Genomic DNA, 26,261 nt, shown 5'->3' with positions numbered 1-26,261 from the left:
ATCCGGGAGAGGGGAGACCCGTCAGCGTCCTACCAATGCCCCATCTCCTCCTCGGTCGGCGGGCGGCCGTGCGGGGTGAGCTGGTCCACCACGCCGGGGAGGACGTGGGAGAGCTCCTGGAGCATGTCGCCCCGGTCCATGCCGGTCTGCTGCTGGAGCTGCTCGACCGTGTCGGGGCCGAGCGCCTCCTCCAGCTCGGTGGGCGCCATGAGGCGGTTGGGGCCGTGGCCGACCCATGAATCGACGGCGTCGCCGTGACCGCGCGAGCGGAACATGTCGATGAGGCCGCCGAGGCCGCCGCCTCCCGCCATGCCGCCCATGGGTCCGCCCATGCCGCCGCCCATGCCGCCGCCGAGCATGCCGCCCAGCATGCCGCCGAGGCCGCCGCCTCCGCCCATCATGCCTCCTCCCATGCCGCGGGAGGCGAGCAGGGCCATGAGGGCCATCATGAGGGGGGACCCCATGCCGCCGCCCATGCCGCCTCCCATGTTGCGGCCCATGCCGCCGCCCATGCGCGATGCGATCGCGCCGGAAATCACCTGTTCGAGCAGGCCCATCTGGCTCTCCTTGTCAGAGCCCCCGGGGCAAACCCTCTCGCGGGGCCCCGGTTTCAGCGCTGCCGTAACGGACGGGTCAGAAGGGCTGGGCGCGGGGCGCCGTGCCCGTGGCGGGCGGGTTGGGGCCCGCCTGGGGGCCTGGGGCGGCGGGCCTGCGGGCCGCCGGGGCCGGCGTCGGCGCGGTCGAGATCAGCCCCAGCTTGCCGGCGAGCGAGGCCGCGCGGGCCGCCGTGAAGCGGGCGTTGCAGAAGCCGTGGTTCGCCTCGCGGGCATAGTCCCGGCAGGCCACGTCCCGCTCGGACGAGAACGCCGCCTGCTCCGATACGATGGCGCGGACCTGGCCCGGCCCGGCGCGCTGCGACAGGACCTTGTAGTTCTCGCGCACCGCCCGGTCGGCGTCGCCCCGGGCCGTCTCGATGGCGCGCGCCAGGGGCGCGAGGGCCGCGGGCTCGAGGCCCCACAGGCCGTGCATCTCCGCCCGGCAATCGGCCGCCTCGACGACGCAGGCCGCCGTCGCGGCGGGCACGAGCACCGCGCCCTCCAGAACGTCGAAGGCCATGGGGCAGGCCGGCGTCTCGATCGCGAAGCGCAGCGACCCCTCGGGGCGCCCCTGGGCGCTGAGCGGGATCGGCTCCCCGTCCGCGACCTTCACCTGGCAGGCCTGGCCGGGCTTCGAGATCCGGGTGCCGTCGAGGGTGAGGCGCGCCGTGAGGGCCCCGCGCGCGGCGCGCTCGATGCGAAGGCGCCCGGCCTCGCCGTTGCGCCGCAGGTCACGCCCGACAACCTCGTCCTCGGAGGCCGTGCGCACGGCGGCGGGACGGGGCTGGGGCGGACCGGCGGGCTGGGCCTGGGACGGCTGCCCCGGCGCGCCGGGCTGGGCCGGCACGCCGAGCGACAGGGGCGCCCCGGGCTGGGGCTGCGCGGGCGCCGCGGGGGCGGTGGGCACGGAGGCGGGCGGGACGGGCGGCTCGTTGGTGCGGGCGCCGAACGGCCAGAACTGCGCCTGCGCGCCCGCGGGCAGGGCCGCGCACAGGAGGGTCAGCAGGGCAAGGCGGGGGAGGGTCATCGCAAAACCGCTAGGATCCCCCCGGGCGTAGCACGACGGCGGCGCCGGCGTTAGAACACAAGTGCAACACCGGCCGGCCTTCGCGGCGTCGCGGGCCGCGCCGGTGACGCTGCGGCATCCGCATCGCGCCTCGGCGCCCGCCATAAATCCCTCGCGCGCCTTGCCATCCGGAGAAGCACGTCGCCTTGCGGGCCGCAGGCCACCCCCCTATATCAGCCGCGTTCGTGGGGGCTCACGGTTCCGATCCATCGGGACGGCGCCGCATGCCGCCGCGACAGGCATCATTTCAAACCAGCAACAGCCATGGGCCAGGCTGCTTCGGGGCCTGGCGGTCTGCTTAGAGAGTGAGGGATCCCTCCATGGGTAAAGTCATCGGCATCGACCTCGGCACCACCAATTCGTGCGTGGCCGTGATGGAAGGCACCACGCCCCGCGTGATCGAGAACGCGGAGGGCGCGCGCACCACCCCGTCCATCGTCGCCTTCACGGACGACGGCGAGCGTCTCGTCGGCATGCCGGCCAAGCGCCAGGGCGTCACGAACCCCGAGCGCACCTTCTTCGCCATCAAGCGCCTCATCGGGCGGACCTACGAAGATCCGATGACGCAGAAGGACAAGGGCCTCGTGCCCTACAAGATCACCCGCGGCGGCAACGGCGACGCCTGGGTCGAGGCCGACGGCAAGCAGATGTCGCCCTCGCAGATCTCCGCCTTCACGCTCCAGAAGATGAAGGAGACCGCGGAGGCGCATCTGGGCCAGAAGGTGGACCAGGCCGTCATCACGGTCCCGGCCTACTTCAACGACGCCCAGCGCCAGGCCACCAAGGACGCCGGCAAGATCGCCGGCCTCGAGGTGCTGCGCATCATCAACGAGCCCACCGCGGCGGCGCTCGCCTACGGCCTCGACAAGAAGCAGCAGGGCACCATCGCGGTCTACGACCTCGGCGGCGGCACCTTCGACGTGTCGATCCTCGAGATCGGCGACGGCGTGTTCGAGGTGAAGTCCACGAACGGCGACACCTTCCTCGGCGGCGAGGACTTCGACATGCGCGTCGTCGAGTACCTGGCCTCCGAGTTCAAGAAGGAGCAGGCCATCGACCTCACGAAGGACAAGCTCGCCCTGCAGCGCCTCAAGGAGGCCGCCGAGAAGGCGAAGATCGAGCTGTCCTCGACGACCCAGACCGAGATCAACCTGCCCTACATCACGGCGGACTCGTCGGGCCCGAAGCACCTCACCATGAAGCTCTCGCGCGCCAAGTTCGAGAGCCTCGTCGACGATCTCGTCCAGCGCACCATCGAGCCCTGCCGCAAGGCGCTCAAGGACGCGGGCCTCTCGGCGGCCGAGATCGACGAGGTGGTGCTGGTCGGCGGCATGACCCGCATGCCGAAGGTCCAGGAGGTCGTGAAGCAGTTCTTCGGCAAGGAGCCCCACAAGGGCGTGAACCCCGACGAGGTGGTGGCCATCGGCGCCGCGATCCAGGCGGGCGTGCTCCAGGGCGACGTGAAGGACGTGCTGCTCCTCGACGTGACCCCGCTCTCGCTCGGCATCGAGACGCTCGGCGGCGTGTTCACGCGCCTCATTGACCGCAACACCACGATCCCGACCAAGAAGTCCCAGGTCTTCTCCACGGCGGAGGACAACCAGAACGCCGTGACGATCCGGGTCTTCCAGGGCGAGCGCGAGATGGCGGCGGACAACAAGCTGCTCGGCCAGTTCGACCTCATGGGCATCCCGCCCGCGCCCCGCGGCGTGCCGCAGGTGGAGGTGACCTTCGACATCGACGCCAACGGCATCGTCAACGTCACGGCGAAGGACAAGGCCACCAACAAGGAGCAGGCGATCCGCATCCAGGCCTCGGGCGGCCTCTCCGACGCCGACATCGACAAGATGGTGAAGGACGCGGAGGCGCATGCCGCCGAGGACAAGAAGCGCCGCGAGCTCGTGGAGGCCAAGAACCAGGGCGAGGCCCTCGTCCACTCCACCGAGAAGTCGGTGAAGGAGTACGGCGACAAGGTCTCGACGGGCGACAAGCAGGGCATTGAGACCGCCATCGAGGCGCTGCGCGGGGCTCTCGCCGGCGACGACGTGGAGGTGATCAAGGCCCGCACCACGGACCTGATGCAGGCCTCGATGAAGCTCGGCCAGGCCATGTACGAGGCCGCTCAGGCGGGCGAGGCGGGCGAGGCCGGCCCCGAGGGCGAGGCTCCCAAGAAGGACGACGTCATCGACGCCGACTTCCAGGAGGTCGACGAGGGCGACAAGAAGAAGCGCGCCTGACCGCGACAGGCCGCCATGGCCCCACCCTGACACGATCCACGGCACCCGCCCCTTTCCGGTGGCGGGTGCCGTTTCCATGCCGGGGCGCGACCGGACCGGGTCGACCCTTTAAGGCTGCGCCGCCCCCTTCCCTTGCTGACCGCGAGCTCCACCTTGGAACGGCGGATCGGCATGCGCATCTGAGGAGCGGGCGCCCCGAGGCGCCCAGGAAGCCCTGACATGTCCAAGCGTGACTATTACGAGGTTCTGGGCGTCGCCAAGACGGCGAGCGAGGGGGACATGAAGTCCGCCTTCCGCAAGCTCGCGATGCAGTTCCACCCGGACCGCAATCCCGGCGACGCGGAGGCCGAGACCCGGTTCAAGGAGGTCAACGAGGCCTACCAGACCCTCTCCGACCCGCAAAAGCGCGCGGCCTACGACCGCTTCGGCCACGCGGCCTTCGCCCAGGGCGGCGCCGGCGGGCCCGGCTTCGACGCAGGCTTCACCGACTTCATGTCGGACATCTTCGACACGTTCTTCGGCGACGCCCGGGGGCGCCAGCGCGGCGCGGGCGGGCGCGAGCGCGGCTCGGACCTGCGCTACAATCTCGAGATCAGCCTCGAGGACGCCTTCGAGGGCAAGACCGAGACGGTCAAGATCCCCACCTCCATCACCTGCGAGACCTGCGCGGGGAGCGGCGCCAAGCCCGGCTCCAAGCCGCGGACCTGCCCCACCTGCGGCGGCTACGGGCGCGTGCGGGCGACGCAGGGCTTCTTCTCCGTCGAGCGCACCTGCCCCAATTGCCACGGGCGCGGCGAGACCATCGACGACCCCTGCGCCACCTGCGCCGGCGCGGGCCGGCTCACCCGCGAGCGCACGCTCTCCGTCAACATCCCGGCGGGCGTCGAGGACGGCACCCGCATCCGCCTCTCTGGCGAGGGCGAGGCGGGCCTGCGCGGCGGGCCTGCGGGGGACCTCTACATCTTCCTGTCCCTCAAGCCGCACGCCTTCTTCCAGCGCGACGGGGCGGACCTGTTCTGCCGCGCGCCGATCTCCATGGTGACGGCGGCGCTCGGCGGCGAGATCGCGGTGCCCACCATCGACGGCTCGGACGCCAAGGTGAAGGTTCCCGAGGGCACGCAATCGGGCAAGCAGTTCAGGCTCAAGGACCGGGGCATGCCCGTGCTGCGCTCGCGCGACCGGGGCGACCTCTACATCCAGGTGGTGGTGGAGACGCCGCAAAGCCTCACCAAGCGCCAGCGCGAGCTCCTCATGGAGTTTGATCGCGAGTGCTCCACAAGCACCCACCCGGAGAGCTCTGGCTTTTTCTCCCGGGTGCGTGAATTCTTCGACGGCTTAGGTGGATCGACACGGGCTTGACAGCCGTTGACGGGTGGGCCGATGTCGCGCCTGCCGCGTGCCGAACAAGGATGGTCCCGTGCTGCAGCCTCCCGGACGAGTCTCCCGCAAGATCCAGCCCCTGGGCAAGATCGAGGACGAGGCTCGTTTCTTGCGATCCTGGCTGGAGCGGCCGCTCGTCACGGGAGCCGTCACCCCTTCGAGCAAGCTGCTCGCCCGCACCATGGCGTCCTATGTCGACCCGCGCGTTCCCGGCCCCGTGGTGGAGCTCGGGCCCGGCACCGGCCCCGTGACCGACGCCCTCGTGCGGCGCGGCGTGGCGGAGGACCGGCTGGTTCTCGTCGAGTTCAATCCGGACTTCTGCAAGCTCCTCAAGAAGCGCTTCCCCCGGGCCACCATCGTCCAGGGCGACGCCTACAGCATCGCGCGCACCCTCGAGGGCGTGATGTCGGAGCCCGCCGCCGCGACCGTGTCGAGCCTGCCACTGTTCACGAAGCCCGTCGAGGTGCGCACGTCGCTGCTCGCCGAGATCCAGGCGCTCATGCACCGCAACGCGCCCTTCGTGCAGTTCACCTACGCCATGGTGCCGCCGATCCCCAGGAACCCGCGCCAGTTCACCGTGACGGCCTCCAACCGCATCTGGCTCAACCTGCCGCCGGCGCGGGTTTGGGTGTATCGCGGGCGGTAGGCTCGGGACCTGCGGAGCCGAAGCGGATCGCGGATCCGGAACCTAGCGCAACGCTCGCGCCGCAGGTGCGCAACGAGCTCGTCCGGGGCCCCCCGACGTACAGCCCCCCTCAATAACCCCGCTTCACGTCCGCGAGCGCCCGCGACAGCTCGCGGGCGAGGCTCTCGCGCTCAGGCGGCGAGAGGTCGCGGGCGATGACGACCCGCTCGCCGCGCGACACCACGGTCACCACCTGCATCCCGAACTCGTCGTCCGCCTCGCTCTCGAGCCGCGTCCAGAGCGGGTTGAAGCGCCAGGCCCGGGCCTCGCCCCGCGGCGTTACCCGGCGCACCATGAGCTCGATGGGGGTGAGGACGAGCTCCTCGAAGCCGCGCCCGGCGCGCATGTTCACGCTGAAGGCGATGGAGAGGGCGAGCAGGTCGAGGCCGAAGAAGCCCGCCACGGGCCAGGCGCCCGCGATCATGAAGGGGATGCTCGACACCAGGGTCACGACGCACAGGAGCGTCATGACGAGCCGCACGCCAGCCGTTCCCAGGGCCCGGTGCGGCGTGATGGTGGCCGCGAAGACGGGACGTTCGTGGGCTTCGGTCGGGTCGGGGGGTGCCTTGCCGGAGTTCATATCGCGAGTATAACGCGCCCATGCCCATCCGGAAGCAAGGCGCGCCCAAGGCCGCCCCGAGACAGAAAGCCGCGCCGGCCCCCAAGCCCGTGGACGCCGCGACCCTGCGCGAGATCTTCACGCGCTTTCGCGAGATCGAGCCCGAGCCCAAGGGCGAGCTGGAGCACTCCGATCCCTATACGCTGCTGGTGGCCGTGGTGCTCTCGGCCCAGGCCACCGACAAGGGCGTCAACAAGGCGACCCGCGGGCTGTTCGCCGCCGCCAGCACGCCGCATGCGATGCTGGAGCTCGGGCTCGAGGGCGTGCGCGAGCACGTGAAGACGATCAATTTCTTCAACACGAAAGCCCGCAACGTCATCGCCCTGTCGGAGATCCTCATCACCGAGCATGGTGGCGCGGTCCCGCCGTCGGTGGAGATCCTGGAGGGGCTGCCCGGCGTCGGCCGCAAGACCGCGAGCGTGGTGGTCAACATGGCGTTCCGGATCCCCCGGATCGCCGTGGACACCCACATCTTCCGCGTCGCGAACCGCATCCCCCTCGTGGTGACGAAGACCCCCCTCGACACGCAGGCGCCCCTGGAGGCGATCGTGCCCGAGGAGTTCCTCCTCCACGCCCACCACTGGCTCATCCTGCACGGCCGCTACATCTGCAAGGCCCGGCTGCCCGAATGCTGGCGCTGCCCGATCCGGGACCTGTGCCGCTACGAGCCGAAGACGCCGGGCCCCGCCTGAGCGTTCGGCGCCGGGCTTCCCGCTCCCTTGCGGAGAGGGGAGGAGATCGCGCCTGATCGGCGGGTGATCAATCCTGTTGGGACACCGCCGTCACCCCCCNNGGGAGGGAGCGCGGCGGCGCCACGTGGCTCAGAGCGCGTCGACGAAGGCGTCGATCCGGGCGAGCGCGCGCTCCGAGAGATCGCTGTCGAACCGGGGGAAGACGTGGGCGCCGCCGGGCCAGAGGGCCGTCTCGATCCGCCCTTGGGCGGCCGCGACCCGCGCGGCGAGGAAGAGGGTGTCGTCGAGGAGCGGGTCGCGGGTGCCCACGGAGACGAGGAGCGGGGGCAGGCCGCTCAAATCCGCGTAGAGCGGCGAGATGTCGGGGGCGCGGCGGTCGATCGCCGGGCCGCAGAAGCCGTCGGCGAAGTTGCGGATGTCACGGGTGTTGAGGATGAGCTTCTCGGTGCCCCAATTGGCCGCCGAGGGCGTGAGGGTGAGGTCGTAGCAGCCCGCGAACAGGTTGGCCCCGGCGAACGGCATCGTCCCGTGCCGGTCGCGCAGGCGAAGCAGCGTCACGAGGGAGAGATGCGCGCCGGCCGATTCCCCGCCGATGAAGAGCCGCCGGGTGCCGAACCGTGCCTGCGACTCCCGCACGAGCCATAAGGCCGCCGCCTCGCAATCGTCGGGGGCCGCCGGATAGGGATGCTCGGGGGCGAGCCGGTACTCCACGGAGACGCAAGCCAGCCCGCACGCATCGGCGAGCCGGTCGAGCCAGGGGTCCTGCTCGTCCGCCGAACCCCAGGTCCAGCCACCGCCATGGATGTGGAGATAGACGCCCCGGGGCCGCTCGGGCGCGATCACCCGCAGCGGAATCTCGCCCGCGGGACCGGGCACGAGAAGCGTCGAGGCCCGGGCGCTCGCGGGCATGGCGGGGAAGGGACCGAGGCCCAGGCGGCGCTTCTCGCGCACCACGCCTGCGGGCACGGACCAGGGATCGGGGAGGCCCGCGAGCTTCGCGACGATCTCGGCGTTGAGCGCAAGCGTCTGCGGGTCGGCGGCGGCGGGGTCGAGGAGAGCGGGATCGAACAAGGGGCGGGGTCCAGACGGGTGGCCGGCAGGTTGCCAAGCGGGGGCTGGCCTGCGATGTAACGCCCGAGCGGCGCCCGGTTCCAGGGGCGTCGCGGACGAGGGAACCCGATGGCGTCCAACCTGCAGCGCTTTCTCGGCGGCTCGCCCGGCGCGGTCCTGGTGAAGCTCGTCTTCCTGTCCCTTCTCGTCGGCGCCTTCATGTCCTTCCTCGGGCTCACGCCGGTGGGCCTCGTCGACGGGGTGGTGCGCCTGGCGCGCTCCGTGCTCGACCTCGGCTTCGACACCTTCGCCCAGATCTGGCGCTGGCTTGCCTACGGCGCCGTGGTGGTCGTGCCGCTCTGGCTCCTCTCGCGCCTGCTCTCCAGCCGCCGCCCGTGAGCGCGGCAGCCCCCGGGGGCATGGAGCCCCCGACTCATCGGCGGATGCTCGCCATCGCGCTGCCGATGACCCTCTCCCACGTCACGACGCCCCTCCTCGGCCTCGTGGACGCCACCGTGATCGGCCGCCTGGGCGAGGCCCACCTGCTCGGCGCCGTGGCGCTCGGGGCGGTGGTCTTCGATTTCCTGTTCTGGAGCTTCGGGGCCCTGCGCATGGGCACTGCGGGCCTCACCGCGCAGGCGGTGGGGGCGGGCGACCGGGCCGAGATCGACCGGGCGCTCGCCCGGGCGCTCGCGGTGGGCGTCGCGGCGGGCCTCGTCCTCGTGGCGCTGCAATGGCCCATCCGCCTCGTCGCCTTCTCGCTGTCGGGCGCGAGCCCCGCGGTCCTGGGCGCGCTCGCGGTCTATTTCGGCATCCGCATCTGGGCCGCGCCGCTGACCCTCGCCAACTACGCCGCCTTCGGCTCCATCGTCGGGCGCGGGCGCACGGATCTGGGCTTCCTGGTGCAGGTGGGCATCAATCTCGCCAACATCGCTCTCACCCTGCTCTTCGTCGCGGGGCTCGGCATGGGCGTCGCGGGCGCGGCGCTGGGAACGGTCCTGGCCGAGGCCTTGGGTCTCGCCTTCAGCCTCGCCGTCCTGGGCCGCCTGGGCTCCCGCCCCTGGCGGGTGCCGCTCGCCGAGGTGATGCGGCGCGACGCCTTGGTCCGCACGCTCGCCGTGAACCGGGACATCATGATCCGGACCGTGGCGCTGCTCGCGGCCTTCGCGATCTTCACGGGCGTGGGCGCCCGCTCGGGCGACGTGACCCTCGCGGCGAATGCCGTGCTCTACAACATGTTCCTTATGGGCGGCTATTTCCTCGACGGCTTCGCGACCGCCGCCGAGACCCTGTGCGGCCAGGCGATCGGCGCCCGGCGCGAGGACGCGTTCCGGCGCGCCGTCGCCTTGAGCCTGGGGTGGAGCGTCGGCTTCGGGGCGGCGCTCTCGGGCGTCTTCCTCGTCGGCGGCGCTCCCTTCGTCGACGCGGTCTCGACGAACCCGGAGGTGCGGGCCCTCGCCCGCGACTACCTCGTCTTCGCGGCGCTCACGCCCCTCGTGGGGGCGGCGGCCTTCGCCTATGACGGCATCTATATCGGGGCCACGTGGACCGCGGCCATGCGGGATCTCATGCTCCTCTCGCTTGCGCTCTTCGCGGGCGTGCTGTGGCTGTCGAGCCAATGGGGCAACGCGGCGCTCTGGGGCGCCTTCGTGGTGTTCCTCGGTGTCCGGGGCTTCGGCCAGGCGGCCCGGTACCCGGGCCTCGTGCGCCGCACCTTCCCGCAGGGCGTCAGCGCACGATCGTGACCCGCTCGGCCGCGCGGGTGAGGCCCGTATAGAGCCAGCGCGCCCGGTGCTCGCGGAAGGCGAAGGACTCGTCGAAGAGCACCACGTCGTCCCATTGCGAGCCCTGCGCCTTGTGGACGGTGAGCGCGTAGCCGTAGGTGAACTCGTCGGACTCGCGGCGCAGCAGGGGCGGCGCCTCCTCCTCCCGGCCCTCGAAGAACTCCTTGAGCACGCTCACGTCCACGGCCCGCTTCTTCTGGTCGTCCTCCGAGACCACGTCCATGCGGACATAGCGCGGGTTGCCGGTGCGGAGCGCCTGGATCGTCCAGGTGCCGCCGTTGAGGAGGCCCTTGGTCTTGTCGTTGCGCAGGCACACGAGCTTCTCGCCCGCGGCCGGCATCGGGTCGCGGTAGCCGAGAAGCTCGCGGATGCGGTTGTTGTAGAGGCGCCGGGTCTTGTTCATGCCGACCAGCACCTGGTCGGCCTTCATCACCATGTCCTTGTCGATCTGCCCGCGGGAGATGACGGCGCTCTCGCCGTAGCGCCCCGGCTCCAGCCGCCCGCCCTCGCGCACCGTCATGGAGAGGCGCACGATGGGGTTGTCGGCGGCCTGGCGGTGGACCTCCGTGAGCATCACGTCGGGCGCGGCTTCCGTGAAGAAGCCGCCGCCCTTCACCGGGGGGAGCTGGGCTGGATCGCCGAGCACCAGCACGGGCACGCCGAAGGTGAGGAGGTCGCGCCCGAGCTCCTCGTCCACCATGGAGCACTCGTCGATGACTATGAGGTCCGCCTTGGCGGCAGAGCCGGAGCGGTTGAGCGCGAAGGTGGGCCCGCCCTCGTCGGATTCGCGGGTGCGGTAGATCATGGAATGGATGGTGGCGGCCTCGCGGCAGCCCTTGGCGCGCATCACCGAGGCGGCCTTGCCCGTATAGGCGCCGAACACCACGTCGCCGTCGACGCCGTCCGCCACGTGGCGGGCGAGCGTGGTCTTGCCCGTGCCCGCGAACCCGAACAGGCGGAAGACCTGCGGGCTGCCCCGCTTCAGCCACTCGGCGACGGACGCGAGCGCCGCGTCCTGCTGGGGCGACCACCGCGTCATGCCCTGGCCTCCGCCCTCAGGTTCCACAGGATGCCGGCGATGATGAGCCCCGCGCCCGCGAACAGGAACGGGTCGAGCCGCTCGGCATAGAGCGCAAAGCCCACGATCGCGATGAGCGGCACCCGCAGGAAGTCGAGGGGCACCACGAGGATCGCGTCGCCGTAGCGGTAGGCGTTGGTGAGGCACCAATGCGCCGAGAGGCCGAGCACGCAGATGCCGAGCACCGGCAGGAGCGGCGCGTCCGGGATCCGCGTCCAGAAGAGGGGATCGGCGCCGGCGAGGTTCATGGGCAATTGCAGGGCGTTCATCCACACGAGGATCGCGAAGGTGCTCTCCGTCCGGGTCAGCGCCTTCGTCGAGATGGTGGTGACGCCGAAGGCCATGGCGGCGAACAGGACGAGGAGGGCGCCGATCTGGAGGCCCGACGCACCCGGCCGCAGGATCACGATCACGCCGAGGAAGCCCAGCGCGATGGCGGCGATCCGCGGCCCCGTCAGCCGCTCGCCGAGCACCAGCACGGCAAGCCCCGCGACCCAGATCGGCGTGGTGAACTCGAGCGCGAAGACGAGCGCGAGCGGCAGCACGGTCACGCCCACCGCCCACGCATAGGTGCCCCCGAAATGCACCACGTTGCGAAAGACCTGGAGCGGCACCCGCCGGGGCCGCAGCGTGGCGCGCAGGTCCGGTCGCGCCAGCGCGAGGCCGAGCAGGATCGCGAGCCCCGCCGCGTTGCGCAAGGACAGCATCTCGAAGACGCTGAACCGGCCCTGCAGCTCCCGGATCGAGACCGCGAGCGCCGAGAACGACACCAGCGTGCCCGCCATCCAGCCGATCAGGGCGGGAAGGTTGCGGGTCATCGGCGGAGAGAACGGAGGGGGATCATCGCGCCCGCAATAAGCGCAGGCGCGACGGGTGTCGAGGGGCGTCGTGCACGCCGGGGCCTCTCTCCGCCCTCATGCTGAGGAGCCCACCGCAGGTGGGCGTCTCGAAGCACGCAGCACGGGCGTGAGCCGGAGCGAGACCCCTCTCTCGTCAGACCTTACATACGACGGGCGAGGCGCCCTCAGCGCCCCGTCGACATCGGGTCGCTCTCGCCCCAGTACGGCGTCGCGTTGTAGTAGCGGTGGACGTGCTCCTCCCAGTCGCGGTCGAAGGAGGGATCGTTCCCGTCCGCCGTGCGCTTGGGCGCGCCGCGCAGCTGCTCCTCGTTGAGGTTCAGCTCGTAGGCGTCGAGCTCGGTGTTGTACTTCAGCACGTTCCAGGGGAGCGTGAAGTAGCCCTCGCCCAGGCCCATATAGCCGCCGAAGCTCATCACCGCGTAGGCGACCCGGCCCGAGCGCTTCTCGATCATCACCCGCTCGATCGTCCCCACCTTCTCGCCGTCCGAGCGGCGCACGGGGGTGCCCTCGACCTTGTCGCTGGCGATGAGGCTGTTGGACTCGCGGCGCGTCGTGGAGGTCGTCTCGCCGGCCTGCATGGCGTCTCTCCCTTACGTGTTCCTGAAGCGTCCCAAGGCAACGCCGCGACGGCCCGCGACGTTCCGCCAGGGGCCTCCGGAGCGGAACCCCGGGATTCGCGCCCGCGTTGACCGACCGTGCCGCCAGCGTTCTCCCCCGAGCGCCCCACCCTGGGAGCGCCCGCGACGTGCAGGAACGCGCGACCCGACATGCCAGGAGCCAAGCCATGACCGTTCGATTGAAGCCGCTCGACCAGCAGACGATCGTGATCACCGGCGCCTCAAGCGGCATCGGCCTCGCGACGGCCCGCGACGCCGCCAAGGCGGGCGCCCGGGTCGTGATCGTGTCCCGCAACGCGGGGGACCTCGAGACCATCGCCCGCGAGATCACCGAATCCGGCGGCCAGGCGCTCGCGGTCGCGGCCGACGTCTCGAAGCGCGAGGACGTGGAGCGGGTCGCCCGGGAGGCCATCCAGCGCTTCGGCGGCATCGACACCTGGGTCAACGACGCGGCGGTCGCCCTCTACGGCACCCTGGAGAAGATCCCGCTGGAGGATCAGCGCCACCTCTTCGACGTCAATTATTGGGGCGTGGTGCACGGCTCGCTCGTCGCGGCGGGGCACCTGCGCAAGAGCGGCGGCGCGCTGATCAATATCGGCTCGGTGCTCTCCGACCGCGCCATGATCGACCAGGGCCAGTACTCGGCCTCCAAGCACGCGGTGCGCGGCTTCACGGACGCGCTGCGCATGGAATTGGAGCGCGAGGGCGCCCCGATCTCGGTGACGCTCATCAAGCCCGCCGCGATCAACACCCCCTACCCGGAGCACGCGCGCAACTATCTCGACGCGCCGAGCCCCATGGTGCCCCCGCCCACCTACGATCCCCACGTGGTGGCGCGCGCCATCCTGCACGCGGCGACGAGCCCCACGCGGGCCCTCGTGGTGGGCTTCGGCGGCTGGGCGATCAGCCTGTTCGGCAACCTCTTCCCGCCGCTCGCCGACCTCGTCATGGAGGCCACCGGCCGGGCCTCGCAGACCACCCAGGCGCCGGGCCGGCGCGAGATGCGCGACAACCTCTACGAGCCCCGCCAGGACGGGGCCGAGCACTCGGTGATCTCCAACACGCACCGGCGCTCGAGCCTGCTGCTCGAGGCGCAGATGCGCCCGCTCACCACGCTGGCGCTCGTGGTGGGCCTCGGCTTCGCGGCCTTCTCGCTCCTGCGCCCGACCCGGGCGGAGGGACGCGATCACGACCGGCGCATGGCCGAGAACTACCGCCGCTACCGCGAGACCCGCCGCCAGGCGGGCAACGGCCACGACCAGCCCACCATGGGCCCCGGCGGCTACCCGAACCGCGCCCCCGACCGCTCCGCCCACGACCGCCGCATGGGGAACTGAGGGGCGTATACTCCCCTCTCCCGGATGGGAGAGGGGCCGGGGGTGAGGGTGAACGCTGGGAGGGGCGCACCACGGATCCGTGCTTCCCCCGTCATCCCCGGGCTTGACCCGGGAACCCAGGCCTACGCGTCGACTGGGTGGCCGGCCTCATCCTGAGCCTGTCGAAGGACAAGCCCGGCCACGACAGGCGGAGGTGTCGGAGCAAACCTCCCGAGCTGGCCACTCTCACCCGGGGCACTTCGTGCATCCCTCTCCCATCCGGGAGAGGGGAGGCGCGCGGCTCAAACCCGCACTACGATCCCGGCATGCACCTGATTCGCACCCTCGCCTGCGCGGCGATCCTTCTCACGGGCGGCGCCGCGCTCGCCCAGGACCGGGGCACGCTTGCCCCGAAACCCCTGCCTCCCCTCGCCGACCCGGACGCGCCCGGCACCCCCGCCAAGGAGCTGTTCGGACGCAAGGCCGAGCCCGCGCCCCTGGAGGCGCGCTCCCTCGGCTCCTATGCCCGGGGCTGCGTGGCGGGCGCGACGGCGCTTCCGATCGACGGTCCCGCCTGGCAGGTCATGCGCCTGTCGCGCAACCGCAACTGGGGCCACCCGGACCTCGTCGCCTTCCTGGAGCGGCTCTCCAAGCGCGTGCCGCAGGTCAACGGCTGGCCAGGCCTCCTCGTGGGCGACATCTCTCAGCCCCGGGGCGGGCCGATGCTCACGGGCCACGCCTCGCACCAGATCGGCCTCGACGCCGACGTCTGGCTCACGCCGATGCCCGACCGGCGCCTGTCGCGGGAGGAACGGGAGTTCATGTCGGCGACGAACGTGGTGGCGGGGGACTGGAACGACGTCGACCCGGCTGCCTGGACCCCCGCCCACACGGCGCTCATCCGGGCCACGGCCAAGGAGCCCCAGGTAGCCCGCGTCTTCGTGAACGCGGCGATCAAGCGCGCCCTGTGCCGCGAGGCGGGCTCCGATCGCGGCTGGCTGCGCAAGGTGCGCCCGGCGCCGGGCCACAATTACCATTACCATATCCGCCTCGCCTGCCCGGCCGGCGCCGAGGGCTGCTCCGACCAGGACCCGCCCCCCGCCGGTGACGGCTGCGGGCCCGAGCTCGACTGGTGGTTCTCGGCCGAGGCGCGCAACCCTAAGCGCCCCGCCAAGCCCGTGCCGCCCATGACCATGGCGCAGCTGCCCCCGGCCTGCCGCCAGGTGCTCGTGGCGCAGTGACGGGGAGCGCCGCTATCGCCGGGGCTTGCCCGCAGGGTCCGGGGCTGCGACCTTGAGCCGTCGCGTCCAGCCGGGGGCCTGAGGTCCATGTTCAGCGAACCGTTCGACGAGGGGATCACCCGCACCACGCTGTTCGGGGCGCTCCTCGCCGCCCGCGCGCGCTTTGGCGGGCGAAAGGTCGCCCTGGAGGATCCCGAGCGCCAGCCGCTCACCTATGATCGCCTGGTGCTCGGCGCCCTGGTGCTCGGGCGCAAGCTCGCCGCCCTCACGCGGCCGGGGGAGCGGGTCGGCGTGCTCCTGCCCAACGTCCAGGCGCTGCCGGTGGTGCTGTTCGGGCTCAACGCGCGCGGCCGCGTCCCCGCCATGCTGAACTTCACGGCGGGCGCCAAGACCCTGCGCGCCGCCTGCGAGATCGCAGGGGTCGCGACCATCGTGACCTCCCGGCGCTTCGTCGAGCAGGGCAAGCTCGAGGACGTGGTGGCGGCGATCGAGCCCGGGCGGCGGGTGGTCTATCTCGAGGAGGTGCGGGCCGGCATCACGAGCCTCGACAAGTTCTACGGCCTCGCCGAGAGCTGGCGGGCCGGGGGGATCGCCCGGCGCTCGGGGCTGACGCCCGACGATCCCGGCGTGATCCTCTTCACCTCGGGCTCCGAGGGGGCGCCCAAGGCCGTGGCGCTCTCCAACGCCAACATCCTGGCCAATGCGGGCCAGATCGCCCAGCACGCCATCGGGGCCCTGTCGCCCGCCGACACCCTGTTCAACCCCCTGCCCGCCTTCCACTCCTTCGGCCTCACGGCGGGGATGCTGCTGGGGCTCTTCCACGGGATGAAGGTGGTGCTCTATCCGAGCCCCCTGCACTACCGCCAGGTGCCGAAGCTCGTGGGCGGCACGGGAGCCACGATCCTGTTCGCCACCGACACCTTCCTCCAGGGCTATGCCCGCGCCGCGGCGGAGGGCGATCTGGGCACCGTGCGCTACGTGATCGCCGGGGCCGAGCGGGTGAAGGACGAGACGCGCCGGCTCTGGGCGCGCTGGGGCACGGAGATCCTCGAAGGATACGGCGCCACGGAGTGCGCCCCCGTCATCGCCTGCAACCTGCCCTCCGCGAGCCGCCCGGGGAGCGTCGGGCGCTTCCTGCCCGGCCTCGAATGGCGCCTCGACCCCGTCGAGGGCATCGCCGAGGGCGGACGCCTCGTGGTGCGCGGGGCCAACGTGATGAGGGGCTATCTGACCCCTGAGGGCATCGAGCCGCCCCCGGACGGCTGGCACGACACGGGCGACATCGTGGTGGTGGAGGACGGCTTCGTCTCCATCCGGGGCCGCGCCAAGCGCTTCGCGAAGATCGGCGGCGAGATGGTGTCCTTCGCGGCCGTGGAGGGCATGGCCCAGACCCTGTGGCCCGAGGCGAGCCACGTTGTGGTGGCCCTGCCCGATCCCCGCAAGGGCGAGCAGCTCATGCTCGTGACGGACGAGGCCGGCGCCGACCGGGAGGCGCTGATCGCTCACGCCAAGGCCGAGGGTTTTCCCGAGCTGTGGATCCCCCGCACCGTGCTGGTGGTGGGGGGCATCCCGGTGCTGGGCTCGGGCAAGATCGACTATCCGGCGACCGTCGAGATGGCGCGGCGCCTGCGCCCGATTCTCTGAATGCCGCGCGGCGCCCGGCCGCACTCCGGAACATCGGTTCGGCGCCCTAGGTTAGCCTCAAGCGATGCAGTTTCTGAGGAGCCCCCGATGCGTCTCTCTCTCGCCCTTGCGGCGTTCGTCCTTCTCCCCGCCACCTTCGCCTCGGCCCAGGGCGTCGCCTATGGGCGCCCCGGCTCCGAGCGCGTGATCGCCGAGCGCCGCGCCGGGCCGCCCGTGGCGGTCCAGACCCAGCGCAACGCATGCGTCCCGTGGTGCCCGAGCGACCTCAATCCGTGCGATCCGCCGGAGTTCAAGGCCGCGGACGGGCGGTGCGCGTTCAACGAGCGCTGACCCGGCCGAAGCCTACGCCGTCGATGCGAAAGGAAAGCCCCGCCATGCCGAGCGCATGGCGGGGCTTTCGTCGTGAGCGGGCCTCTCAAGACCGGCGAGGTCCCATCGGCATCCCGTGATGCATGCCGTCGGGCATGCCGCCATGGCGGTAGCGGCCGCCATGGTGGTCGTGGCCCCGCCCGGCGCCCCCGCGCATGAGGACCGGCAGGAGGCGCTTCTGGTCCTCGTTGAGGGAAGCCCAGAACGGCCGCATGGCGCCGGCGAGGGCCTGGACGCTCTCGGCCCGCTCCCTGGTGCGCTCCGCCTGACGGTCGAGGCGCTGCATCAGGTCGAGGCTCTGCGCGCCGCGCTCGCCGCGACGCTCGTCCATGCGCTCGGCCCGCTCGCGCGCCTGGGCGCGCAAGGCCTGCTCGACGGGGCCGAACAGGCGCTGCTGCTCGGGCGTGAGCTTCAGCCCCGCCTGGATCCCCGCGATGCGGGCATCCACCAGGGCGCCCCGGTCCTCGCGGGACAGGCGGGGCCGCTGCCCGCGCGCGTCCGCGTCGCCGGGCCGGGCGGCGTTCCCGTCCTGGGGCGCTCCCGAAGCCGGCGGCGCTCCCGGCGCGGGCGGCGGGCTCTGGGCGAAGGCGGCGCCCGCCAGGATGAGCGCGGACGCGGCGGTCAGGGTTGCAAGCACTCTCATCGGCGGTCTCCTCAAGGGATCGGATCGCGGCAGCGTCACCTTGCGCGGATCACCGCGCCATGGAGGCCGCATGAATTTTTCGTCACCTTCCGGCCCGATGCCGGCGCTCAGCCGGCCGGCGGGCCGATCTCGTCGTCCGGCTGCTTCTGGTGCTTGAGGGGCGAGAGGCCGCGAAAGGTGAAGAGCGTGAAGGCCGTGATCACCACGGCCACGTCGTAGCTGCCGAGCCCCACCGCGACCCCGATCGCGCCCGTGCTCCACAAGCCCGCCGCCGTCGCCGTGCCCTGGACGGCGCCGCCATGCTTGATGATCGCACCGCCGCCGATGAAGCCGATGCCGGTGATCAGCCCCTCCACGATCCGCGCCTGGGCCTCGGGCGAGCCCGATGTCAGGCTCTCGGTCGCCTGCACGAACCCGCAGCTCGCGACCGCGACCAGAGGAAAGGTCCGCAAGCCCGCGCTGCGCTCCTCCCGCTCCCGGTCCCACCCGATCGGAAAGGCCAGGAGATAGGCGAGCGCCAGGGCGGCGGCGTGCGGGACGATGCGAAGCGTCCCGAGAAGACCCGTAAGCTCGTCCATTCGAGGCCCATATCTACCGGATGGAATAGCCGTAACGAGCGAGGTGGGATGTCGTTGCAGCGAGCCGTCCGACGAGGTTCGAGCGACGATCATGATCACAACCCACGCTAGACATCCTGGTTGACGCACCGTAAGCTTAGCCGCGGCTTGTGGCTTGAGGTTGTACGATGCGATTCGTGGTGGCGGGGGCGTTCCTCCTCGCGGGCGTCCAGGCGGCAAGTGCGCAGACGTTCTGTCGGCATGACCGCATCATGGTGTGCGAGGGCTGCTCTTCAACCCACACCTGGAGGGTCGTGAAGAGCACCGTCCCGCGGCCGATCATTCCCGGCGCCACCAGAGCGCCGGACTTCTGCCGCATCTCGCTCGTCGGCCTCGGCGCCATGCACAAGCCGATCCAGATCGTCCAGAAGCCGCGGCTCGGCGAGGCGGCTCCTTCGGGTCGCTATTCCATAGACTACCGCTCGAAGGTCGCCGGAACCGACACCCTGACCTTCGTGCTGTCGTGGATCCACGCGTCGACCGGCCGGGAGGCGACCGGGACGGTGACCATGAACATCCAGGTCGTCGACGCGCCCCTGTAGCCCTCCTGGGGCGAGTGGCACCCGCGAGCCCGGTGTGGGCACCGGGGCGGGCGCGTGACCCACGCGGCCCACCGGAGCCGTGGCACCGGTGGGTCTCGCGACGTGGTGAGGCCGAGATTCGAAGGACGCCCGGTTAGCGTCCGCCCCACCGGGTCGACGCCTAGACCGTGCCGGTCCGAAGGATCGCGGCCAGCTCCGCCCTCGTTTCGAGCTTTAAGGGAAGCGCGTCGATCTTGCCGATCGTGTCCTCCACCGGGTATTCGAACGCTCTCAGCGTGAAGGTGCCGTCCTGCCAGACGGCGTAGCTCCCGCCCGCGCGCCCGTTCCGGGGCTGCCCGACGCTGCCGGGGTTGAGCACGACCTTGCCGCCGACCTGCTTCAGCATCGGGACGTGACTGTGGCCGCACAGGAGGACGTCCGCCTCGATCCCGGCGAGTAGCGCCGCCCAGGCGGTCTCGTCCGCCGGCCATCGGCCGCGAAGCGGGTCGGCGGGCGTGCCGTGGAGGAGGTGGAAGGTGGTGCCCTCCCGCTCCGCCTCTGCGCGCTCGGGCAGGCTGCCGAGATAGGCCTTGTCAGCCGTGCTCAGAACCGAGGAGGTGTAGCGGCGCGTCGCCTCGGACAGGGCGCGATAGCGCGGGCTCCAGGTGGTGTCGTCGTCGTGCGCGACGGCATGGTCGTGGTTGCCCTGCACCACGAGGGAGGCTCGCGCCCGCACCCAGGCGACAGCCTCGGCGGGTTCGGGGCCGTAATTCACGAGATCGCCGAGCACCCACAGCTCGTCGTAGTCCTCCGGCACGGCCCTCAGAGCATCGTGGTTGGCGTGGATGTCCGACAGGATGAGGAGCTTCACGATGGCCTCGTGCGGCGGGCTCGACGCGGCCGGGGGCGTCCTGCCGGATTTGGTGCGGACGGCGGGGCTCGAACCCGCACGGGCGTGAGCCCGAGAGATTTTAAGTCTCTTGCGTCTACCGATTTCGCCACGTCCGCTCAAGGCGCAGCGGTAACCCGGGAGCCCTCGGGGATCAAGCGGCGGGGCCCCAGCCATAGAGCCAGGCATAGGCTTCGGTCATCGCCTCGGGGCTGCGGCGGCCCATGACGAGGTCGCGGGCGAAGGCGACGGGCGCCCGGGCGTGGTAGATCCCGCCGTTGCGCCGGGCCGCGCCCTGGACGCGCCGGGCCCGTGGGAGGCGCGCCGCCGCATAGGCCTTCAGCGCGCCCTCGACGGTCTCGCCCGCCCGCAGGAAGCCCGCCAGCGCCGCCGCGTCCTCGATGGCGAGCGCCGCCCCCTGCGCCAGGAACGGCAGGACCGGATGGGCCGCGTCGCCCACGAGCGCCAGCGCCCCCCGGCTCATCGCCTTCGCGGGCAAGTCGAGAAGGGACCACAGGAGCCAGTCCGGAGCTTGCGCGAGGAGCCGGCGCAGGGGCTCGGCCGAGCGGGCGTGGAGCGCCTGGATCACCGCCGGATCGCCCGGCGCCGACCAGCCCTCCACCGGCTCGCGCCGCCGCTCCACAGCCACGATGTTGAGAAGGCGCCCGCCCGCGATCGGGTAGTGCACCACGTGCCCGCCGGGGCCCAGCCATAGGCCGGTCTCGTTGCCCGCAAGCTCCCGGGGCGCAGCCTCCCGGGGGATCGTGGCCCGCCAGGCGACGTAGCCCTTGAAGGCCGGCTCGCGGTCATCGCCCAAAGCCGCGCGCAGGCGCGAGCGCACGCCGTCGGCGCCGACGATCAGGTCCGCGTCGATCTCCTCGAGGGCGCCGGCCGCGGTGCGAAGCCGCGCGGTGGGCTTCGGCTCGGCGGTCACCCCCTCCACGGCGCGCCCGACGAGGAGCCGGATGTTGGGCTGGGCCCGCACCGCGTCGAGGAGAAGGGTCTGCAGGTCGATGCGCTGGACCACGAGGTAGGGCGCGCCGAAGCGCTCGCGCATGAACGGGCCCAGCGCCACGCCCCCGATCTCCCGGCCCGACCCCGCCCGGCGCACCACCACGCGCTCGGGCTCGAACCCGACCCGGCGCAGCGGGGCGCCGAGGCCCAGATCGATGAGGATGCGGCTTGCGTTGGGGGAGAGCTGGAGCCCCGCCCCCACCTCCGTGAAGCCCGTGCGGCGCTCGACGAGGGTGGTCGGGATCCCGATGCGCGACAGGCAGAGGGCCGTGACGAGGCCGGCGATGCCGGCCCCCACGACGACGGCGTCGGTCACCGGTCAGCGCAGGTTGTCGCCGGGCGCCTTGTCGGCGCGCTCGTGATAGAGGCACTCCTTCGGCTCCGCCCCGCCCTCGCCGAGGCTCCCCTTGTAGCGAAACAGCGTCGAGCAATAGGGGCAGACGATGTCGGCGTCGGAGCCCATGTCGAGGAAGGAATGCGGGTGATCGAGAGGCGGCAGCGCCCCGATGCACATGAACTCCTTCGAGCCCACGTAAATGACCTGGACGCCGGGGCTGTTGTGGAAATGGGGAATGGTGCCGGTGGCCATCGTTTCTGGTTTCCGTGTCGGATTCGGCGCGCACCATAGGGGGGAAGCGGGTGCGGTGAAAGCCTCTCTTGCTGCGCTGCGGCAAGGGGGAGCGCAGCATGCAGGCCTGGGCTCCGCAAGGCATGCCCTTGACGCCGCCCGGCCGATGCCCTCCCCTCTCACGGACGCCCTGAGAGCCCGCCCATGAGCCCCCTCGACCGCATCCGCGCCTACCATCCCGAGCTCACGGCCATCCGCCGCGACCTCCACGCCCATCCCGAGATCGGCTTCGAGGAGGAGCGCACGGCGGGGATCGTGGCCGAGCGCCTGGAAGCTTGGGGCGTCGAGGTCCATCGCGGGATCGGCGGCACGGGGGTGGTGGGCGTGCTGCGCGGGGGCGGGAACGCCCGGCGCATCGGGCTGCGGGCCGACATGGACGCCCTGCCGATCCACGAGACCACCGGCCTGGCCCATGCCTCCACGGTTCCGGGCACGATGCATGCCTGCGGCCATGACGGGCACACCACCATGCTGCTCGGCGCCGCGCGCTACCTCGCCGAGACCCGCGCCTTCGAGGGCACCGCGATCTTCGTGTTCCAGCCCGCCGAGGAGGGTTTGGGCGGCGCCCGCGCCATGCTCGCCGACGGACTGCTCGAGCGCTTCCCCTGCGACGAGATCTACGGCCTCCACAACGCACCCGACCTGCCCTTCGGCGCCGTGTCGGTGCGGCCGGGCCCGGCCATGGCGGGCGCCGACTTCTTCGACATCCGCCTGCGGGGCCGGGGCTCGCACGGCGCCTACCCGCACCGCAGCGCCGATCCCGTGGTGGCGGCCTTCGCCCTGGGCCAGGCGCTCCAGTCCATCGTGAGCCGCACGGTCGATCCGCTCGCGGCGGCGGTGGTCTCCGTGACGCAGGTCCACGCGGGCGCGGCCTACAACGTGATCCCCGACGGCGCCCACCTCGCCGGCACGGTGCGCACCTTCGACGACGGCGTGCGCGACCTGACCCGCACCCGGTTGCGGGAGATCGCGCAGGGGATCGCGCGGGCCCACGGCGTCACGGCCGAGGTGGAGATCCGCGACATCTTCACGGTGCTCGACAACAATCCGGCGGCGGTCGACGCGATGAGGGCCGCCGCCCGGGATCTGTTCGGGCCTGACGCCCTCGATCCCGCGCCCGCCGCCCAGATGGGCAGCGAGGACTTCGCCGACATGCTGCGCGGGGTGCCGGGCGCCTATGCCTGGATCGGGATGGGCCGGGGCGCGGGCCTTCACAACCCGGCCTACGACTTCAACGACGAGGTCCTGCCCTTGGGCGCGGCGCTGCTCGCGCGGCTCGTGGAGATGCGGTCGGCGGCGTGAGGGGTTAGGAGCCTAGGCCGGAACAAGGGTCCCCACCGCCCTCATGCTGAGGTGCCCTGCGAAGCCCGCCCTCGAAGCACGCATCGCGTTCCAACAGCCTTGGCGATCCCTGGAGCGCCCTTCGAGGCCCGCCTCCGGCGGCCACCTCAGAGCCTGCCCCCGCGAAGGCGGGGGACGAGGGGTGAAGGGGGAACGCGCCCCCTCCCGCGCCGGCTCTCAGGTGAACCGGCGCAGCTTCTCGGCGGTGTCGAGGGCGTCGATGTCGGCGAAGGCGTCGGGGTTGGGGCCGATGAGCACGGCCTCCTCGGGCTCGGCGAAGGCGACGTCGCTGTCGGGCGCCGGAGCTGTGGCCTCCTCGGCGTCGAGGATCACGCAATCCACGTCGGTCTGGGTCAGGGACTCGGTCGTGCCGAGGTCCCGCGAGAGGCCCGGGCGGGCGTCGGCGGGGGAGGCCTCCTCCCCGTCGGGGGTGCCCCAGATGTCGATCATCGCGTTGAGGCGTCCCTCCAGGAAGCGCAGGGTATGGACGATCTTCGTCACCCGCTGCGCCGTGAGGTCCTGGAAGGCGCAGGCCGTGTAGATCTCGGTGGCGCGGCGGTCGAGCTCGTCGCACAGCCCCTCGTGGGCCCCCTCCTCGCGCAGGGTCCAGGCGGCCTCCTGCACGTGCTCGGCCGCCTCCAGGATCTCGGAGGTGGCGCGCTCGGTGGTGCGCACGATCCCGTCCAGCGCCTCGGAGGCGACGACGAGGTCGGTCTGGGCGTGATCGGAGGGACGGATCGAGGCGATCTCGGTCTTCGTCCGGGTGATGGCCTTCGCCATCTCGACGAGATCGAAGCGCAGCCGGTCCATGGACTGGGTCTGGCGCTCGCTCGTCACCACGCCCTCGAGCCGCTCGATGGCGGCGAGCAGCATCTGGGTGTCGGCGGTGCGGTTGCGCTGGGCGTATTCCTTCAGGAACCAGCGACCGCGCGCGGTCTCCATGACCGCGAACTCGATCGCCTCGTAATCCGCATCGCTGATCGGCGTCAGCGCCTTCGACTCGCTCATGTGGTCCGCCCGTCGCGCCCGAGGCTCGAATCTCGTAAAGAGACCAGTGTCGGCGAGTAGGTGTGGACTGCAAGTCCTTTAAGGTCGATTGACGCCGCCGCCTCGGCTGCCTTCCGTCATGGCACTGGTGAATGCCCCGTCAACGAATCCTGTCCAACCCCGCCTTTCGCCTCGCCGCCCTGCACGGGGCGGCCTTCGCCGCGATCGGCGTGTCGATGCCCTTCCTGCCCGTATGGATGGAGAGCCGGGGCCTGGGCGCGGGCGCCATCGGGGTGCTGCTCGCGATCCCGACGGTGGTGCGCGTCCTCGTGACGGCGCCCCTCATGAGCCTCGCCGACAGCCCGACCGGCGCGCGCCGCCTCCTCGTCCTCGGCCAGGTGGGCGCGGCTCTGGGCTATATCGTGATGCTCGGAGCCGAAAGCCCCCTCGTCATCGCGCTCCTCGTCGCGGCCGTCGCGGTCGCCCAGGCGCCGATCGTCCCGACGGGCGACCTTCTCACCACGGACGCGGTGCGGGCCGATCCGTCCCTGAACTACGGGCGGATCCGGGTCTGGGGCTCGATCACCTTCCTGGCCACGAGCATCGCCGGCGGCTACGTCCTGGCCCTGCTGCCCCCCGACGGAATCCTGTGGACGATCATCGGCCTGGGCCTCCTGGCGATGCTGGTCTCCCACCGGGCCGCCCTTGTGCGCGACACGCCGGCGCTCGAGGGGCGGCGGCGGGTGCTGGGCCTGCGCTTCGATCTGCCCCGCCCCCTGGCGCTCGCGATCGCGGCCTGCGCCTGCGTCCAGGCGAGCCACGCGGCGGTCTACGGCTTCGGCAGCATCCACTGGCGCTCGCTGGGCTTCTCCGGCCCGGTGATCGGCGTCCTGTGGTCGATCGGCGTCGTGGCGGAGATCGCGCTCTTCATCGGGCTCGGGCGCATGGTGAGCGGCGGCGTGAAGGGCCTGAGGCTCGTGGGCCTCGGCGCCGGGGCGGCGGCGTTCCGCTTCGGGGTGCTCGCCACCGATCCGGGGCTCGCCGCCACGGCCTGCCTGCAGGCCCTGCACGCGCTGACCTTCGGCGCCACGCATCTGGGGGCCATGGCGGCCCTCACCGCCCTCTCGCCGCCGGGCGCGCGCGGCGCGGCGCAGGGTGTCTACAGCGCCGGGCAGGCGCTCGCCACGGGTCTCGCCATGGTGGCCTCGGGCGGGCTCTACCGCTGGGGCGGGCCGCTCGCCTTCGCCGCCATGGCGCCGCTGGCGCTCCTGGGCCTCGGCCTCGTCTTGCTTGCCATGCGGGCGGCGTCTCAGCCCCAGAGGGTGGCCGAGGGCGGGTGAACGACGCTGCCCTCGAAGGTGAGCCCGTTCTCCCGGTCGCGGGCGAGCAGCAGCGGCCCGTCGAGGTCGACGAAACGCGCCTTGGGCGTCAGCAGCATGGCCGGCGCCATGGCGAGCGAGGTCGCGAGCATGCAGCCCACCATCACGGTGAGCCCCCGTGCCTGCGCCGCCTCGGTGAGCGCCAGGGCCTCGGTGAGGCCCCCGGTCTTGTCGAGCTTCACGTTGATGGCGTCGTAGAGGCCCGCGATCCGGTCGAGGTTGCGCCGGTCGTGGGCGCTCTCGTCGGCGCAGACGGGCACCGGGCGCTCGATGCCCGCCAGCGCGTCGTCGGCCTTCGCGGGCAGGGGCTGCTCGACGAGGGCGAAGCCCGCGTCGGCACAGGCCCGCAGGTGCGATTGCAGCCGCTCGGCCACCCAGCCCTCGTTGGCGTCCGCGATCAGGGTCGCGTCGGGAGCGGCGTCGCGCACGGCGCGGATGCGCTCCAGGTCGCCCTCCGGGCCGCCGAGCTTGATCTTCAGGATCGGCCGGCCGGCGGCCTTGGCGGCGGCCTCCGCCATCTCCTCGGGCGTCCCGAGGCTGATCGTGTAGGCGGTGGTGACGGGGCGCAGGCGGTCGATGCCGGCCAGCGTCATGGCCGGCACCCCGGCCCGCTTGGCGTCGAGGTCCCACAGCGCGCAGTCGAGGGCGTTGCGGGCGGCGCCCGCCGGCATGGCGTCCTGCAGGGCCGCCCGATCGAGCCCGCCCTCGATCGCGGCGCGCATGCGCTCGATGTCGGCCGCCACGCCCTCGACGGTCTCGCCGTAGCGCGGATAGGGCACGCACTCGCCCCGCCCGGCGGCGCCCGCCTCCTCGATGGTCGCGGTGACGACCACGGCCTCGGTGCGGGCGCCCCGCGAGATCACGAACCGTCCCGCGATGGGAAAGCGCTCCACCGACACGTTGAGCCTCAGCGCCATGCGTGGTCCCTCGTTTCTCCAAGGCGCGCTCGACTCGGCGGCCCGGGGCACGCTATCACCGATCGGAACCGCTTTTCCAAGGCCCCCGATC

The 26,261-nt window shown here is 72.0% G+C and carries 27 protein-coding genes and 1 tRNA gene; 13 read left to right on the top strand and 15 right to left on the bottom strand.

The window, feature by feature from the left end:
* Nucleotides 1-29: 29 nt before the first annotated feature.
* Together F0L46_RS09890 and F0L46_RS09885 are read right to left on the bottom strand one after the other, a co-directional pair.
* Entirely contained in the window at nucleotides 30-557 is a 528-nt protein-coding gene (locus F0L46_RS09890; protein ID WP_149816986.1) for a YidB family protein, read from the bottom strand.
* 76 nt (nucleotides 558-633) lie between these two features.
* A complete protein-coding gene (locus F0L46_RS09885; protein ID WP_149816985.1) occupies nucleotides 634-1,623 on the bottom strand; it encodes a DUF1311 domain-containing protein in 990 nt (329 codons plus the stop codon).
* 359 nt (nucleotides 1,624-1,982) lie between these two features.
* Between F0L46_RS09885 and dnaK the strand changes: the two genes are divergently transcribed.
* From dnaK to F0L46_RS09870, 3 genes are all read left to right on the top strand, one after another.
* Nucleotides 1,983-3,899 (top strand): molecular chaperone DnaK, encoded by a 1,917-nt coding sequence (dnaK, locus tag F0L46_RS09880; protein WP_149816984.1) that lies wholly within the window; start codon nucleotides 1,983-1,985, stop codon nucleotides 3,897-3,899.
* 219 nt (nucleotides 3,900-4,118) lie between these two features.
* Nucleotides 4,119-5,258: a molecular chaperone DnaJ gene (dnaJ, locus tag F0L46_RS09875; RefSeq protein WP_149816983.1), complete on the top strand. Its 1,140-nt coding sequence runs from the start codon at nucleotides 4,119-4,121 to the stop codon at nucleotides 5,256-5,258.
* A gap of 58 nt (nucleotides 5,259-5,316) precedes the next feature.
* The gene (locus F0L46_RS09870; protein WP_240539934.1) at nucleotides 5,317-5,925 is read left to right on the top strand and encodes a class I SAM-dependent methyltransferase; all 609 of its coding nucleotides are present in this window, start codon (nucleotides 5,317-5,319) and stop codon (nucleotides 5,923-5,925) included.
* 109 nt (nucleotides 5,926-6,034) lie between these two features.
* Here the strand turns inward: F0L46_RS09870 and F0L46_RS09865 are convergent, their stop codons facing one another.
* Entirely contained in the window at nucleotides 6,035-6,544 is a 510-nt protein-coding gene (locus F0L46_RS09865) for a DUF2244 domain-containing protein (protein WP_149816981.1), read from the bottom strand.
* Between the two features lie 20 nt (nucleotides 6,545-6,564).
* Here F0L46_RS09865 and nth point away from each other — a divergent pair, with 20 nt between their 5' ends.
* Nucleotides 6,565-7,275 (top strand): endonuclease III, encoded by a 711-nt coding sequence (gene nth / locus F0L46_RS09860; RefSeq protein WP_149816980.1) that lies wholly within the window; start codon nucleotides 6,565-6,567, stop codon nucleotides 7,273-7,275.
* Between the two features lie 129 nt (nucleotides 7,276-7,404).
* On the opposite strand, the gene F0L46_RS09855 is transcribed toward nth, so the two are convergent.
* Entirely contained in the window at nucleotides 7,405-8,346 is a 942-nt protein-coding gene (locus tag F0L46_RS09855) for an alpha/beta hydrolase (protein WP_149816979.1), read from the bottom strand.
* Nucleotides 8,347-8,454: 108 nt separating this feature from the next.
* Between F0L46_RS09855 and F0L46_RS09850 the strand changes: the two genes are divergently transcribed.
* Together F0L46_RS09850 and F0L46_RS09845 are read left to right on the top strand one after the other, a co-directional pair.
* Entirely contained in the window at nucleotides 8,455-8,724 is a 270-nt protein-coding gene (locus tag F0L46_RS09850; RefSeq protein ID WP_149816978.1) for a DUF6460 domain-containing protein, read from the top strand.
* A 44-nt stretch (nucleotides 8,725-8,768) separates the two neighbouring features.
* Nucleotides 8,769-10,070 carry an MATE family efflux transporter gene (locus F0L46_RS09845; protein WP_240539933.1) on the top strand — a complete coding sequence of 434 codons (1,302 nt, stop codon included), beginning with the start codon at nucleotides 8,769-8,771 and terminating at the stop codon, nucleotides 10,068-10,070.
* Here the strand turns inward: F0L46_RS09845 and F0L46_RS09840 are convergent.
* The 3 genes from F0L46_RS09840 to F0L46_RS09830 form a co-directional block, all read right to left on the bottom strand.
* Nucleotides 10,054-11,148, bottom strand: a complete 1,095-nt coding sequence (locus tag F0L46_RS09840) for an ATP-dependent DNA helicase (RefSeq protein WP_149816976.1) — start codon at nucleotides 11,146-11,148, stop codon at nucleotides 10,054-10,056. The genes F0L46_RS09845 and F0L46_RS09840 overlap by 17 nt on opposite strands.
* The gene (locus tag F0L46_RS09835) at nucleotides 11,145-12,005 is read right to left on the bottom strand and encodes a DMT family transporter (RefSeq protein ID WP_149816975.1); all 861 of its coding nucleotides are present in this window, start codon (nucleotides 12,003-12,005) and stop codon (nucleotides 11,145-11,147) included. Before F0L46_RS09835 ends, F0L46_RS09840 begins: the two co-directional genes overlap by 4 nt.
* Before the next feature lie 206 nt (nucleotides 12,006-12,211).
* Nucleotides 12,212-12,625 carry a PRC-barrel domain-containing protein gene (locus F0L46_RS09830; RefSeq protein ID WP_149816974.1) on the bottom strand — a complete coding sequence of 138 codons (414 nt, stop codon included), beginning with the start codon at nucleotides 12,623-12,625 and terminating at the stop codon, nucleotides 12,212-12,214.
* A gap of 206 nt (nucleotides 12,626-12,831) precedes the next feature.
* Here F0L46_RS09830 and F0L46_RS09825 point away from each other — a divergent pair, with 206 nt between their 5' ends.
* The 4 genes from F0L46_RS09825 (at nucleotide 12,832) to F0L46_RS09810 (ending at nucleotide 17,195) form a co-directional block, all read left to right on the top strand.
* Nucleotides 12,832-14,001, top strand: a complete 1,170-nt coding sequence (locus F0L46_RS09825; RefSeq protein WP_149816973.1) for an SDR family oxidoreductase — start codon at nucleotides 12,832-12,834, stop codon at nucleotides 13,999-14,001.
* A gap of 305 nt (nucleotides 14,002-14,306) precedes the next feature.
* Nucleotides 14,307-15,221 carry a penicillin-insensitive murein endopeptidase gene (gene mepA, locus F0L46_RS09820; RefSeq protein ID WP_149816972.1) on the top strand — a complete coding sequence of 305 codons (915 nt, stop codon included), beginning with the start codon at nucleotides 14,307-14,309 and terminating at the stop codon, nucleotides 15,219-15,221.
* Between the two features lie 87 nt (nucleotides 15,222-15,308).
* Nucleotides 15,309-16,865, top strand: a complete 1,557-nt coding sequence (locus F0L46_RS09815; RefSeq protein WP_149816971.1) for an AMP-binding protein — start codon at nucleotides 15,309-15,311, stop codon at nucleotides 16,863-16,865.
* A gap of 87 nt (nucleotides 16,866-16,952) precedes the next feature.
* Nucleotides 16,953-17,195 carry a hypothetical protein gene (locus F0L46_RS09810; RefSeq protein ID WP_149816970.1) on the top strand — a complete coding sequence of 81 codons (243 nt, stop codon included), beginning with the start codon at nucleotides 16,953-16,955 and terminating at the stop codon, nucleotides 17,193-17,195.
* A gap of 85 nt (nucleotides 17,196-17,280) precedes the next feature.
* On the opposite strand, the gene F0L46_RS09805 is transcribed toward F0L46_RS09810, so the two are convergent.
* Nucleotides 17,281-17,877 (bottom strand): Spy/CpxP family protein refolding chaperone, encoded by a 597-nt coding sequence (locus tag F0L46_RS09805; RefSeq protein ID WP_188311910.1) that lies wholly within the window; start codon nucleotides 17,875-17,877, stop codon nucleotides 17,281-17,283.
* Nucleotides 17,878-17,984: 107 nt separating this feature from the next.
* Nucleotides 17,985-18,455 (bottom strand): MgtC/SapB family protein, encoded by a 471-nt coding sequence (locus F0L46_RS09800; protein WP_149816968.1) that lies wholly within the window; start codon nucleotides 18,453-18,455, stop codon nucleotides 17,985-17,987.
* Nucleotides 18,456-18,748: 293 nt separating this feature from the next.
* Here F0L46_RS09800 and F0L46_RS09795 point away from each other — a divergent pair, with 293 nt between their 5' ends.
* Nucleotides 18,749-19,036: a hypothetical protein gene (locus tag F0L46_RS09795; RefSeq protein ID WP_210247629.1), complete on the top strand. Its 288-nt coding sequence runs from the start codon at nucleotides 18,749-18,751 to the stop codon at nucleotides 19,034-19,036.
* A 160-nt stretch (nucleotides 19,037-19,196) separates the two neighbouring features.
* Here the strand turns inward: F0L46_RS09795 and F0L46_RS09790 are convergent, their stop codons facing one another.
* The 4 genes from F0L46_RS09790 to F0L46_RS09775 form a co-directional block, all read right to left on the bottom strand.
* On the bottom strand, nucleotides 19,197-19,886 hold the full coding sequence (locus F0L46_RS09790) for a metallophosphoesterase family protein (RefSeq protein ID WP_188311909.1): 690 nt from the start codon (nucleotides 19,884-19,886) through the stop codon (nucleotides 19,197-19,199).
* Between the two features lie 50 nt (nucleotides 19,887-19,936).
* Nucleotides 19,937-20,023 (bottom strand) — tRNA-Leu (locus tag F0L46_RS09785).
* A 35-nt stretch (nucleotides 20,024-20,058) separates the two neighbouring features.
* Nucleotides 20,059-21,234, bottom strand: a complete 1,176-nt coding sequence (locus F0L46_RS09780) for an FAD-dependent monooxygenase (RefSeq protein WP_149816966.1) — start codon at nucleotides 21,232-21,234, stop codon at nucleotides 20,059-20,061.
* Nucleotides 21,235-21,237: 3 nt separating this feature from the next.
* Nucleotides 21,238-21,507, bottom strand: a complete 270-nt coding sequence (locus F0L46_RS09775; RefSeq protein WP_149816965.1) for a zinc-finger domain-containing protein — start codon at nucleotides 21,505-21,507, stop codon at nucleotides 21,238-21,240.
* Nucleotides 21,508-21,690: 183 nt separating this feature from the next.
* On the opposite strand from F0L46_RS09775, the gene F0L46_RS09770 reads away from it, so the two are divergent.
* Nucleotides 21,691-22,848, top strand: coding sequence for a M20 aminoacylase family protein (locus F0L46_RS09770; protein WP_149816964.1), 1,158 nt, complete (start codon nucleotides 21,691-21,693; stop codon nucleotides 22,846-22,848).
* A gap of 216 nt (nucleotides 22,849-23,064) precedes the next feature.
* On the opposite strand, the gene F0L46_RS09765 is transcribed toward F0L46_RS09770, so the two are convergent.
* Nucleotides 23,065-23,895, bottom strand: a complete 831-nt coding sequence (locus tag F0L46_RS09765) for a hypothetical protein (protein ID WP_149816963.1) — start codon at nucleotides 23,893-23,895, stop codon at nucleotides 23,065-23,067.
* Between the two features lie 131 nt (nucleotides 23,896-24,026).
* On the opposite strand from F0L46_RS09765, the gene F0L46_RS09760 reads away from it, so the two are divergent.
* The gene (locus F0L46_RS09760) at nucleotides 24,027-25,214 is read left to right on the top strand and encodes an MFS transporter (RefSeq protein WP_149816962.1); all 1,188 of its coding nucleotides are present in this window, start codon (nucleotides 24,027-24,029) and stop codon (nucleotides 25,212-25,214) included.
* Here the strand turns inward: F0L46_RS09760 and dgcA are convergent.
* Nucleotides 25,184-26,170 (bottom strand): N-acetyl-D-Glu racemase DgcA, encoded by a 987-nt coding sequence (gene dgcA / locus F0L46_RS09755; protein WP_149816961.1) that lies wholly within the window; start codon nucleotides 26,168-26,170, stop codon nucleotides 25,184-25,186. The genes F0L46_RS09760 and dgcA overlap by 31 nt on opposite strands.
* Nucleotides 26,171-26,261: the final 91 nt, after the last annotated feature.

The organism is Salinarimonas soli (genome assembly GCF_008386575.1).
Lineage (GTDB): Bacteria > Pseudomonadota > Alphaproteobacteria > Rhizobiales > Beijerinckiaceae > Salinarimonas_A > Salinarimonas_A soli.
The sequence above is the reverse complement of the archived record's forward strand: the minus strand, read 5'-3'. Positions and strand labels throughout refer to the sequence as shown.

Bases quoted from the DNA above. Each gene is read 5' to 3' on its own strand.
- F0L46_RS09890 (WP_149816986.1), bottom strand. From the start codon at position 557: ATGGGCCTGCTCGAACAGGTGATTTCCGGCGCGATCGCATCGCGCATG.
- F0L46_RS09885 (WP_149816985.1), bottom strand. From the start codon at position 1,623: ATGACCCTCCCCCGCCTTGCCCTGCTGACCCTCCTGTGCGCGGCCCTG.
- dnaK (WP_149816984.1), top strand. From the start codon at position 1,983: ATGGGTAAAGTCATCGGCATCGACCTCGGCACCACCAATTCGTGCGTG.
- dnaJ (WP_149816983.1), top strand. From the start codon at position 4,119: ATGTCCAAGCGTGACTATTACGAGGTTCTGGGCGTCGCCAAGACGGCG.
- F0L46_RS09865 (WP_149816981.1), bottom strand. From the start codon at position 6,544: ATGAACTCCGGCAAGGCACCCCCCGACCCGACCGAAGCCCACGAACGT.
- nth (WP_149816980.1), top strand. From the start codon at position 6,565: ATGCCCATCCGGAAGCAAGGCGCGCCCAAGGCCGCCCCGAGACAGAAA.
- F0L46_RS09850 (WP_149816978.1), top strand. From the start codon at position 8,455: ATGGCGTCCAACCTGCAGCGCTTTCTCGGCGGCTCGCCCGGCGCGGTC.
- F0L46_RS09845 (WP_240539933.1), top strand. From the start codon at position 8,769: ATGCTCGCCATCGCGCTGCCGATGACCCTCTCCCACGTCACGACGCCC.
- F0L46_RS09840 (WP_149816976.1), bottom strand. From the start codon at position 11,148: ATGACGCGGTGGTCGCCCCAGCAGGACGCGGCGCTCGCGTCCGTCGCC.
- F0L46_RS09835 (WP_149816975.1), bottom strand. From the start codon at position 12,005: ATGACCCGCAACCTTCCCGCCCTGATCGGCTGGATGGCGGGCACGCTG.
- F0L46_RS09830 (WP_149816974.1), bottom strand. From the start codon at position 12,625: ATGCAGGCCGGCGAGACGACCTCCACGACGCGCCGCGAGTCCAACAGC.
- F0L46_RS09825 (WP_149816973.1), top strand. From the start codon at position 12,832: ATGACCGTTCGATTGAAGCCGCTCGACCAGCAGACGATCGTGATCACC.
- mepA (WP_149816972.1), top strand. From the start codon at position 14,307: ATGCACCTGATTCGCACCCTCGCCTGCGCGGCGATCCTTCTCACGGGC.
- F0L46_RS09815 (WP_149816971.1), top strand. From the start codon at position 15,309: ATGTTCAGCGAACCGTTCGACGAGGGGATCACCCGCACCACGCTGTTC.
- F0L46_RS09810 (WP_149816970.1), top strand. From the start codon at position 16,953: ATGCGTCTCTCTCTCGCCCTTGCGGCGTTCGTCCTTCTCCCCGCCACC.
- F0L46_RS09805 (WP_188311910.1), bottom strand. From the start codon at position 17,877: ATGAGAGTGCTTGCAACCCTGACCGCCGCGTCCGCGCTCATCCTGGCG.
- F0L46_RS09800 (WP_149816968.1), bottom strand. From the start codon at position 18,455: ATGGACGAGCTTACGGGTCTTCTCGGGACGCTTCGCATCGTCCCGCAC.
- F0L46_RS09775 (WP_149816965.1), bottom strand. From the start codon at position 21,507: ATGGCCACCGGCACCATTCCCCATTTCCACAACAGCCCCGGCGTCCAG.
- F0L46_RS09770 (WP_149816964.1), top strand. From the start codon at position 21,691: ATGAGCCCCCTCGACCGCATCCGCGCCTACCATCCCGAGCTCACGGCC.
- F0L46_RS09765 (WP_149816963.1), bottom strand. From the start codon at position 23,895: ATGAGCGAGTCGAAGGCGCTGACGCCGATCAGCGATGCGGATTACGAG.
- F0L46_RS09760 (WP_149816962.1), top strand. From the start codon at position 24,027: ATGCCCCGTCAACGAATCCTGTCCAACCCCGCCTTTCGCCTCGCCGCC.
- dgcA (WP_149816961.1), bottom strand. From the start codon at position 26,170: ATGGCGCTGAGGCTCAACGTGTCGGTGGAGCGCTTTCCCATCGCGGGA.